This is a genomic window from Bacillus sp. CH30_1T (assembly GCF_008364765.1).
Taxonomy (GTDB): domain Bacteria; phylum Bacillota; class Bacilli; order Bacillales; family Bacillaceae_B; genus Rossellomorea.
Map to the genome: position 1 here is coordinate 199,301 of NZ_VTUY01000002.1, position 11,581 is coordinate 210,881.

The window sequence follows — 11,581 nt, forward strand, 5'->3', positions numbered from 1 at the left end:
TCACGGTTTTCTTTCACTCTTGGATCAATTTATTTTCAAGCAATACGACGAGGTCTTCCATTTCATGGGTTTTGTTACGTTGCATCAACCGATCCACAGCTTCCTTCGCCTGGACTCCATTAAAGAGAATATCATATAAAGCATCGGCGATCGGCATGCTCACCTCTAATTTCTCTGCCAGCTGCTTAGCCGCTTTCGTCGTTCTTACACCTTCTACAACCATCCCCATATTATCGAGGACCTCTTCCAATGCCATACCCTTTCCAAGCATATTCCCGGCTCTCCAATTACGGGAATGGACACTTGTACATGTCACAATCAGATCACCGATTCCCGATAACCCTGAAAACGTAAGGGGATTCGCCCCCATCTTCGAACCAAGTCTCGAAATCTCACTGAGCCCCCTCGTCACTAAAGCCGCTTTCGCGTTATCTCCATACCCCAATCCATCTGCCACTCCCGCCGCTAAAGCGATGATATTCTTAAGGGCTCCGCCTATTTCGACTCCGACGATATCCGTATTCGTATACACCCTGAAATAATGGTTCGTGAACATGTTTTGCACCATAATGGACGAATCCGGATTCTTTGAAGCCGCTACTACCGTTGTCGGTTGGCACAAACTCACTTCTTCTGCATGACTCGGTCCTGACAATACGACAATATCCTTCAGATTATCAGGTTTCATTGAATCCTCGATGATCTCGGATATCCTTAACAATGATTCAGGCTCAATCCCCTTACTTACATGTACAATAGTCAGGGCCCCTTCTTGTACCGCCTGGATCTGTGCGAGCACTTCCCGCATAGCCTTGGTAGGAACCGCGAGTATAATGGTTTCAGCTCCTTCCAATGCTTCTTTCAGATCAAGATGTCCCACAATATTCTCTGGGAGCTCTACATTCTTTATGTATCTTTCGTTTCTGTGATATTGATTGATTTCATCAATAGTTTCTTTGCTTCTTCCCCATATCTTCACGTCTAAGCCGTTGTCAGCCAGTACCATTGCAAGGGCTGTCCCCCAGCTTCCTGTACCTATGACTGCGATTGGTTGTTGGTTCATGATTGTACACCGCCTATCCATTTGTATGTGGACGCTTTCATTTTAAAATTTCCACATAGTATACCATAATAATTTTCTTCTATTATATAGACTTTGCTAATAGTGAATACGACTCATTAGGAATAATTCATATGTAATATCATACACTAAAATTTAAATACTATATTCAAGTAAGTAGGTGGCAATGAAGGAATGCAAACTTCTGATAACAACTCTTTTACCCTTTTCCAAGGAATTAATGAAATCATTTATCTATTGATCCTGTTTAAAATCGTCCTTTTTCATACTTTTTCAACCACAACACTTTCAAGTGGAGTCTTCTCTACTTCTTTAGGTTTCTTATTAATCTTTTATGCTTTTTCATATTTTTTCCGCAACAAGCTGAGGCTACTTTACTCAATTGTCATCAATCTTATAATTACGGTGATTCTACTTTCAAATAATCTCTACTTAGATTACTTTAGCTCACCCATCACAATTTCCACCTTTTATCAAACCAATAATCTTTCGGGTCTGGGTGATAGTATCCTGTTTTTGGTGCAGTTAAAATATGTTTTATTCTTTATTGATCTTATACTCTTCCCTGTCCTTATCTTTAGAAAACGTTTTATTTACCGTAAACCAAGACGGTTAATTGCGGGATTCATTCCATTTTTTATATTAGGTTTGATGGGCCTTCTCCTTAAACCTGTAAAACTGTTGTACATTGATAAAGTAGATAACCCTCTGCAAGCATACGATACTATAGATGTTGTGGTTCAGTACGGATTACTGGGACATCATGTGATTGATGCTTTTTATCATATCCAGGATATAAATTTCTCTTTATCTGCTTCTGCTAAATCTACTATTAAAGATCAGCTCAACCAGAAACAAGTACCATCAAGGGAAAATGAGTTTAAACACTTAGGAAAACAAAAAAACCTGATAATGATTCAAATAGAATCACTTCAGAATTTCGTTTTAAATCAAAAAGTCAGTGGGCAAGAAATCACCCCGACACTAAATAAACTGATCAAGAACAGTATCTATTTCCCAAACTTCTATGCTCAAACGATCGGTGGAAACAGTTCTGATGCAGAGTTCCTAACCCAAACTTCCTTATTCCCTTTAAAATCGGGTTCCGTCTTCTTTCGCTACCCTACTAATAAATACCACTCCATAGCTACTACCCTACAGGAAAAAGGATATTCGACTCTTGCTGTTCATGCAGACGAGAGTACATTCTGGAATCGAAACAATATGTATCCCTCTTTAGGGTTTGATGAATATGTATCAATTGAACAGTTTCCACAAAAAGAATTAATTGGTATGGGTGTCGGAGATAAAGAAATGTTTTCTGAGACTGCAAATCTGTTAAAACAACAGCCCACCCCCTTTTATTCATTTATTATTACCTTAACGAATCATATTCCCTATGAGCTTCCAGAAGATAAACATACCCTTTCTTTACCTGATGAATTGAAGGATACTCTGCTGGGGAATTACTTTCAAACAGTACGTTATACGGACGAATCCCTTTCTGTGTTTCTAGACAAATTAACAGAGGAAGAACTTCTTAAGGATTCCATCATCGTTCTTTATGGAGACCATAATGGGATTTTCGAGAGTGATAAGGGAATGCTGGAAGATTTCTTAATCAAGAAAAAAATTTCGTCGGAAGAATGGTACAGAAAATATGCAACTGTTCCATTACTTATTTATAATCCTTCAATAAAAGGAGAGATTATTCAAACCATAGGAGGTCAAATAGATGTATACCCTACCATTTCATCCATTATGGGCGTATCACCTTCAAATGGATTAGGCTTGAATTTATTTACCCAGTCTTCAGGAGATGTCATCATTCCAAGTGGCGGATATGTCGACACCCCTCTTTATATTACAAAGGATAAAATAAATAAAGGATTATCACCCTCCCAAGAACATTTGATTCATGTCTCCAATTTGATCATTAAAGGGGATTATTACCGAATAAAGGAATAACCTATTTCATTTTCACCAACAATGCACGCTGCCAATCCGGCAGCGTATTTTTTTGAAATGTAAAAAGTATATTTTTACATACATGATATTTTTTTGTTTTTTCTACAAATTTCAACAACTTTATTAAAAAGATGTTTCATGTTTAACATATTTGTAATAAAATTGGTTATGAAAAATTATTATTAAAGGGAGTGTTAGTGATAATACGGTTTTCTAAGTATTATTTGTTGTCATTGTTATGGGTAATCGGCCTTTTTAGTGTTTTTTATCCTATGTCAAATGTAGAAGCAGCCACCACAAATGGTGAGTGGAAGGCTCAGTATTATGGGGATGATAAGTTCGGAGGCGAACCAATAGTTAAATCACACGCAGCTTTAGATTTTAATTGGGGAAGTAATTCTCCAGACAACAGTATTCCGAAAGACTTCTTTTCTGCTCGATTTACGAATGTAATGGAATTCGAAAACGGAGTCTATCGATTAATTGGTGAAGTCGATGATAAAGTAAGAGTGTACATTGACAATCAATTAATCTATGAAATTGATAAAGCAGGACATCATATGATTGATGAATGGGTGGAAGTCCCAGTTGGTAATCATGAGGTTCATGTCGAATACGTTGAACTTTCGGGTAATGCCAAATTGTCATTGGAATTCGAGAAACCAGAAGGCTGGACAGCAAAATATTATGATAACGTGAACTTTAAAGGTTCGCCCCTCATAAAAAACCACCAGTCCGAAGAGCTGAGTCACAATTGGGGATCAGAATCTCCTGGACCAGGCATTCCTACTAACTACTTTTCTGCTGAGTTTGAGAAGGACATCACGTTCAAAGGCGGTGTCTATCATTTAACAGGCAAAGTAGATGACTTGGCAAAAGTGTATATTGATAATAAATTAGTTTACGAAATTAATAAAGCAGGTAGTCACACAGTTAGTAAGCTAATCGAAGTGCCTCAAGGCAATCACCAAATTCGTGTTCAATACACAGAATATACCGGGGGAGCCAAAATAGCCCTGGACTTTACTGAACCAGAAGGATGGGTTGCCAAGTATTATGATAATAAAGATTTACAAGGTATGCCTATTATTAAAGAGCATGATGAGCTTGACTTTAATTGGGGATACAACTCTCCTGCATCAACTATTCCTACAAACTACTTTTCTGCTACATTCGAAAAGGAAATAAGCTTTAAAGGTGGGGAATACTATATTGCAGGAAATGTTGATGACGCAGTAAATGTCTACATAGACGGGCAATTAGTGTACGGTATCAACAATGCGGGTAATCATAAGTTGAATAAACTCATTGACATTTCCCCCGGAACACACAAGATATATGTTGAATACAAAGAATTCACTGGTGCTGCCGGTTTATCATTAGACTTCATTCAGTCCAATGGTTGGCTGGCAAAATACTATCCGAATGAAAAGTTCAAAGGTACTCCGATCTATGATTCAATAAGCAAATTAAATCAAAATTGGAGTGGCGGATCACCTCATTCGAGTATTCCATCAGATTACTTCTCTGCTGAATTCGTAAAGAATATGAATTTCGAAGGCGGGGTATACAACCTTACCGGTAAAGCAGATGACCTGATTAAAGTCTATGTCGATGACAAATTGGTGTACGATATAAATTCTGCAGGTAATCATACATTCAACAAATTAGTCGAAATTTCAAAAGGAACCCACGAGGTTCGGGTGCAATATGTAGAGTATACTGGAGGAGCCAAGGTATCCCTTGACTTTACAAGACCTGACGGCTGGGTAGCCAAATATTATAATAATACGAAATTACAGGGATCCCCTGTCATTAAAGAACATACGGATGTAAATTTAAATTGGAAGTCAGGTTCTCCGGCTCCTTCCATTCCAGCGGATAATTTCTCTGCAATCCTTGAAAAAAACATAAACTTTGAAGGAGGAATGTATAAATTAGTCGGACAGGTTGACGATAAGCTAAAGGTTTATGTGGATAACAAACTAGTATATGAAATCAATCAACCTGGTCATCACATGATAGACACATTAATCGAGATTCCTAATGGAAATCACCAGATTAGGTTTCAGTATGTGGAATTATCCGGAAATGCTAAATTATCACTAGATTTTGATTCTCCTCAGGGTTGGGTAGCTAAGTATTATGATAATAAAGATTTACAAGGTACTCCCGTTCTGAAAGAACATGATGCACTAAGTTTTGATTGGAGCTATGGTTCACCCGCTTCGACTATCCCGTCAGACTACTTCTCTGCCACTTATGAAAGAACTCTTACCTTTGAAGGTGGAATTTATCAGTTAGCCGGCAGAAGTGATGATTTAGTTAAAGTCTATATTGATAATCAATTAGTATATGATATCACTCAACCAGGAAGTCATAAGCTGGAAGAATTCATTGAAATTCCTAAAGGAAAACATGATGTTCGTGTCGAATATGTTGAGCTGACAGGCGGGGCAAAATTATCCCTGGATTTCGTAAAATCTGATGGGTGGGTCGCGAAATACTATGATAATACCAGTATGCAGGGAACACCGATCCTAAAGGTACATGAACAATTGAATTTTAGTTGGGAGTCAGGTTCACCTCATCACACGATACCTGCAAATCACTTCTCAGCAACTTTCGAAAATGAATTAACATTTGAAGGTGGTTTATATCGTCTTATCGGAAATGTTGATGATTCACTAAAGGTTTACGTCGATGATAAGCTCGTTTATGAAATGACTGATATCGGTAGCCATAAAATCAGTGACTACGTAAACATTTCAGAAGGCACTCACAAGATTCGCGTCGAATATTCAGAATATACAGGTGCCGCAAATCTATCATTGGATTTTGTTAAACAAAAAGGAATTGTTAAAGAGTATCAATCGACCTCGTATTCTACCAATCTTCAAAGCATGGTAAATACTCAGGTGAATGCTAAAGCTCAAATCGACCCTTTCACATATGATACTTACATCCGCAGTGATGGATTCATCAGTATTTCAGATGGTGTGGGGACTATAGATTATAATTATAATTGGGCTCTACGCGATGGACCAGGAACAAACTTCTGGGAAGTCACACGTATTTCTTCATCAAAATCTAATCCTTATTCTTTAAGGATCTTGGATGAAGTTAAGGGTAGTGACGGTTATACATGGTATGAAGTCAATTATTATGGGTGGCAGAACGCTAAGCCAAGTGCAATTGAGCAACTGGTTAACCCTCTTAACTATAGTAATAAAGATTCAAGAGAATACCTTCAGTTCCTTAAACTATCAGGATCAACCGGATTGGATATCAGCGAAGTGAACAGTACGGTGCTTGCTAATAAAGGAATCCTAACAAACCAGGCAGCAACATTTATCCAGGCTGGTATAGAGTACAATGTTAATGAAGCTTACCTAATTGCTCATGCTTTACTGGAAACAGGGAATGGAACATCACGACTGGCTACTGGAGTGGGAATAGTAGTGGAAAACGGTACTCCCCGCTTAGCTAACAGCGGTGAAAAACCAGATAAATATGTTTATAATATGTATGGAATTAATGCCAAAGATAGTTGTCCATTAGAATGCGGGGCTCTATATGCATATGAAAGAGGATGGTTTACACCTGAGAAAGCGATCGTGGGCGGTGCCTTCTTTATAGCTGAGGATTATATATCTGTAGGACAAGATACTTTATATAAGATGCGGTGGAACCCAGAGAATCCGGGTAGTCACCAATATGCTACAGACATCGGTTGGGCTATAAAACAAACATTTATGATCCATCAAGTGTACAGTCAATTATACAATTACACATTGATTTATGATGTGCCTGTATTCAATTAATTCATCTACACAAAGCTGCTGAATTACATTCAGCAGCTTTTTTGTGAGAAACAAAAATAACGTGATGAAGTCCACTACTAATTATAATAAATCGACAACTTTTAACAAAAACTAACATGAAGTTGTATAAAGCGATAAAAAATTCTATAATGGGTTTTATGAGGTTTTTTACAATAAACTGAATTATTAATGAAATAGAGGTGTGTTATGAGCAACGTATACAATAATATGATTGAAGTAATCCAGTTAAACAACTCTCTTATTCATTTGTATATTAAAGATATTAATGATTTTATTAAAGTGGATACTTCAGCTCTTGAAACTAATCGATCAATGTTTTTAATGGATTATGAAATAAAAAATCAACTACTTGTAAAGCATACAATCACTAATGATGAGAACGAATTTCTATTATACCTATATGTATTAGACAACAAGATCTATTTACTTAAAGAAACGACTAAACCATCAACAGTCTCTTCAGAAAATCGTTATTCATTCCATGTTGATAATTATACAAAACAGGCAACTTTACAACAACTGGGTCTGGCCCGACTTCAGCTTTTAAATGAAAGAATGGAGCCCATCTATGTTATTGAAGACTTCTTCACCACTGAAGAGTTAGATGATTCATTTGAATATCCTTTGGACTTGGATTTTGAATTAGGTACTTCTAGATTTATATTGATGTCGAAAGCCAACTATGAAATGTATCATTTAGTTGTGACATACGATACTCTCAATAGATGCATACACATTTCTAAAGTGCTTATGAATACTTTACAAGAACATCCTAAGTTAGATGTTGCATTATTTGACCGGAATAAACTTATTGTGCACAATCATTATTCCGAGACCCCAAAGACGATAAACTTTAGAAGAATTAAAAAGAAAAAGCCCAAAAAACTATTTGATCTTTCTATTGCCAGTAATTTTAAAGGCGAACATATACTCTCTATATTAGTAATCAATAAAGCCCGCTATTATATTTATCTAAAACGTAAAGGTATCTATATTGGTAAAAGCAACATTTATAATGTAACGGGTCATAAGCCAAGATTGAAAGTGTTTTCAGGAATGAATAACTTCTACATCTTTGGTCGCTTCACTCATTATGCTCACAATTCCGATCAAAAATACGATTACTTATATTTAAGAAATTCAGAACAACCAATCGGAAAATTCATAAGACCGTTCAAAAACGTTAAAATTCTTAAACGTTATGGCTTTTTTAAAGTTCCAATTTCTTCTCTTTATATTAATGAAAAAATTCATAATAATTTTTTTGTAGGAAGTAAGGATCGCTTACTTCACAACTTAAAATTGAAATACCATGATCGAAAAGTAAAAACATTAACCTTCCGTAAATATAAGGATCAGTTAAATGTTATCAGAACCAATTTAAATGGAAATCTCACTTCCACGATTATTCCTTATTCTAAGGAATACACTCTAGGAAGTCGAATAAAAATCAGCATCGCTAAAATAGTCTCAGCATTCAATAGTGAACAAGATAAGAATACTAATCTTTACTTTGAAAAAAAGAGTGACAAAGCCGATGAGTCCGGGTTCAGAGTCTTTGAAAAGGTAATGGAGGCAGCTACTCCAAAATCAAAGAATTTCTTTATATTAAACAAAGATTCAAGTCACTACCCTTACATGAAAAAGAAATACGGAAAAAATGTTATTGAAAAATATAGCTTTAGACATTATCTGTCTATATTTAATGCTGATTATTTTATTTCAAGTGAACTTTCTAATCACTTATTAAATGATCGCCTTTATATTGATAGCTTGAGAAACAAGATCATGGAAGTTCCCCTTGTGTTCTTACAGCACGGAATCATGTTTGCAAAACCAGTGGATAATCCTATGGCATTTGGGTTCCATAAGGACAAGAATTTATATAATATGTACAAATCAGTTATCAGCTCAGAACTCGAAGCCGGAGAATTCTATAAAATGAAGTATGATCGAGAAGATTTAATCTTAACAGGATTAGCTACCTTTGATTATGCCAAGTTAGAACCGGATGCTGATAAGATTGCATTCATGCCAACTTATAGATACTGGGAAGAGGGACTGATTTACAACAACAAAATCGAGGAAACTTCTTATTATAAGACCATAATGAAAGTTATTAAGTCTTTTGAAAAAGAAGGATTGCTAAACCGTTTATTGATTGTCCCACATAATAAATTTTCTCAGTTTATTTATAATAATATGCCTGAATATAAGCATATTATATCTGACAATCCATCTGAAGCTTTGAAAGTTTCAAATGTATTTATAACAGATTATTCATCAGCGATTTACGATGCACAATTCAGAGGGGCATATCCTATCTTCTACTGGGAAGAAAAAAATTATCTGATTCGACAATATAAAGCGATCCCTCCTGTAAATGATGAAAATGCACCTGGACCTATCGCTTATTCAATTGAGGATCTTATGGAAACAGTTAAGCAAGCGATTGAAGACAACTATGTACTAGAGGATCAATATGTTAATAATTATAAAAAGATTAATCATTATGATGATAGACAAAACACATTAAGAATTGTGCAGTTCTTAAAAAAGGACCAAATCATTTAGAGGTTTCCTATAACTTCTTTATTATAAAAGACCCGCCAAAAATGGCGGGTCTTTTATTGGTTCCTTAAATGATCGCTTAGCATGTCTACAATATTTTTACTGGCTAATCCTTTAGAGTACTCATTCCATTTCTCAGAAAATCTTAAAATTCTTTCGTAATCAACGTTTTCTGCTCGAATGATATCTCCTATGTCTTTAGTCGTATACGCAATAGGACCTGGAAGAAATTCAAGATAATCTTCCCACATTCCCCTTTCCTTCAAGTATTCCTCTAAATCATACAAATAGAAAATGATCGGTCTATTTAATAATGAGTATTCAAATGGGATTGAAGAATAATCTGTAATGAGAAGATCTGATACAAATAACAATTCATTCATACTATGATAATCAGAAAAGTCATACACCAAATGATCAAACTCGCTTGGAATATCTATTTCACTTTTAATAGCCGGGTGTAATTTTATAATAAGTACATACTCCTGCTTTAACTGGCTCAGTAATTCCTCAAGATTCAATTGCAATTGAAAATCCTGCAGATCCTTCTCTCGATAGGTCGGCGCATATAATATGACCTTTTTGTTTTTTAAAGAAGGGTATTGCTTATACATATTCTGCACGATTTTCGTTTGCTTCGAATGATTGAAGAAAATATCTGTTCTTGGAATTCCTGTTCTTACAACCCTTTGATCTTCCACACCAAATGCTTGTTTAAAAATATCAGCCATAGCTTCAGAACCTACAACTACTTTGTCGAAGCTATTGTAGACTCTTTTAAATCGTTGAATGGCTCTATTCGATCTTGTCTCATTTGAAGGATCTTTTAACCCGAACTTTTTTATCGCACCATTTGCATGCCATAACTGGATACATTGAACAGAATCCCTAAACCGAATTTGAGCAAGGAAGCCGTAGTAATTATCAACCATTACTACTTTAGAAGTAGCTAAGTGGTAAATCCCCTTCAGAAACTGTACCGGGTTCTTCCATTCAAAAAATAAGGTTGATGCCCCATCCAATTTTGAAAAAGTCGGATACATTTGTTCTGTAGCTAAAAAAATGATACGACATGTTGAATCTTGTCGTATCATTTCTTTGTATATACTTTGATTATTTTCACTAAAAGACACGACAAAGACCACTTTATTCTGTAGAGAAAATCGTTTAAAGAAAGCAAAGATCAAACTAAAAATAAATAAATAAATGGTAATGGCGACTTCTCTAACCATTATTAACTTTTAGAAGATCTTTCTTAATTTTTGTAGTCGAGATTCCGATTGTTCTTGGCAGGTAAACAACTTCACAATAATCCTTTAAAAAGTCAAATTCACCTTTCCAATCATCACCCATTACAAATATATCAATATCATTATCTACTACATCTGAGATCTTTTGTTCCCAGTCATTTTCAGAAATAACTTCATCAACATAACGTATAGATTCCAAAATCATTTTTCTATTTTCAAAGCTATGGTAAGATTTTTTATTTTTTAATGCATTAAATTCATCGGATGATATAGCAACAGTTAGGTGATCCCCTAATTGTTTAGCTCTCTTCAGTAAATTAATGTGGCCCCAGTGAAGTAAGTCAAATGTTCCGTACGTGATTACTTTCTTCATTTATGTTTCTCCTCCTAGTAGAAAGATTATAAGAATATTGAAAGTTAGTCCTAAAATGTAAGCTATGAATATATAAATGCAAATCAGCAAGTTTGTTATTATCAAAATACCAACTGTGCATAACTTTAACATATTGTCTTTACAATACTGTAATAGTAAAATTACAAATCAATAATAAATGAAACTATTTTCTGACATTAACATATACTACTAATTCTACTTTACCATTCACTAGTTAGCAATGGGTTCTTATGGGAACAATTTGTGAATCTTTATCCTTATACCCAACATCTTAAAATAATTAACATAAACTTTACAATGTTAATATTTTGCATATCTTCTTCTCTTATTTATACTGTTTTGAGATGACTTCTATTTTATTATTCCCCGTTTAATTTTGGCACTAAAATCTCTGATAACATTGGTCAGTTCATTGAGTGAATTATTTAATTGAAGAAGTTATACTTAACTTAAATGTATTATTTCTTCCTAC

6 protein-coding genes are annotated in these 11,581 nt (G+C 35.1%); 3 read left to right on the forward strand and 3 right to left on the reverse strand.

The window, feature by feature from the left end; translation table 11 throughout:
- Window positions 1–13: 13 nt before the first annotated feature.
- The gene (locus tag F0342_RS04100) at window positions 14–1,063 is read right to left on the reverse strand and encodes an NAD(P)H-dependent glycerol-3-phosphate dehydrogenase (RefSeq protein ID WP_262481633.1); all 1,050 of its coding nucleotides are present in this window, start codon (window positions 1,061–1,063) and stop codon (window positions 14–16) included.
- Window positions 1,064–1,255: 192 nt separating this feature from the next.
- On the opposite strand from F0342_RS04100, the gene F0342_RS04105 reads away from it, so the two are divergent.
- From F0342_RS04105 to F0342_RS04115, 3 genes are all read left to right on the forward strand, one after another.
- Window positions 1,256–3,049: an LTA synthase family protein gene (locus tag F0342_RS04105; RefSeq protein WP_149154764.1), complete on the forward strand. Its 1,794-nt coding sequence runs from the start codon at window positions 1,256–1,258 to the stop codon at window positions 3,047–3,049.
- 272 nt (window positions 3,050–3,321) lie between these two features.
- Complete coding sequence (locus F0342_RS04110) at window positions 3,322–6,873, forward strand: PA14 domain-containing protein (RefSeq protein WP_149154765.1); 3,552 nt, start codon at window positions 3,322–3,324, stop codon at window positions 6,871–6,873.
- Between the two features lie 207 nt (window positions 6,874–7,080).
- Window positions 7,081–9,468 (forward strand): CDP-glycerol glycerophosphotransferase family protein, encoded by a 2,388-nt coding sequence (locus F0342_RS04115; RefSeq protein WP_149154766.1) that lies wholly within the window; start codon window positions 7,081–7,083, stop codon window positions 9,466–9,468.
- A 53-nt stretch (window positions 9,469–9,521) separates the two neighbouring features.
- Here the strand turns inward: F0342_RS04115 and F0342_RS04120 are convergent, their stop codons facing one another.
- Window positions 9,522–10,697, reverse strand: a complete 1,176-nt coding sequence (locus F0342_RS04120; RefSeq protein WP_149154767.1) for a CDP-glycerol glycerophosphotransferase family protein — start codon at window positions 10,695–10,697, stop codon at window positions 9,522–9,524.
- The gene (tagD, locus tag F0342_RS04125) at window positions 10,690–11,088 is read right to left on the reverse strand and encodes a glycerol-3-phosphate cytidylyltransferase (protein WP_149154768.1); all 399 of its coding nucleotides are present in this window, start codon (window positions 11,086–11,088) and stop codon (window positions 10,690–10,692) included. The genes F0342_RS04120 and tagD overlap by 8 nt, the downstream gene beginning before the upstream one ends.
- Window positions 11,089–11,581: the final 493 nt, after the last annotated feature.

Bases quoted from the DNA above. Each gene is read 5' to 3' on its own strand.
- F0342_RS04100 (WP_262481633.1), bottom strand. From the start codon at position 1,063: ATGAACCAACAACCAATCGCAGTCATAGGTACAGGAAGCTGGGGGACA.
- F0342_RS04105 (WP_149154764.1), top strand. From the start codon at position 1,256: ATGCAAACTTCTGATAACAACTCTTTTACCCTTTTCCAAGGAATTAAT.
- F0342_RS04110 (WP_149154765.1), top strand. From the start codon at position 3,322: ATGTCAAATGTAGAAGCAGCCACCACAAATGGTGAGTGGAAGGCTCAG.
- F0342_RS04115 (WP_149154766.1), top strand. From the start codon at position 7,081: ATGAGCAACGTATACAATAATATGATTGAAGTAATCCAGTTAAACAAC.
- F0342_RS04120 (WP_149154767.1), bottom strand. From the start codon at position 10,697: ATGGTTAGAGAAGTCGCCATTACCATTTATTTATTTATTTTTAGTTTG.
- tagD (WP_149154768.1), bottom strand. From the start codon at position 11,088: ATGAAGAAAGTAATCACGTACGGAACATTTGACTTACTTCACTGGGGC.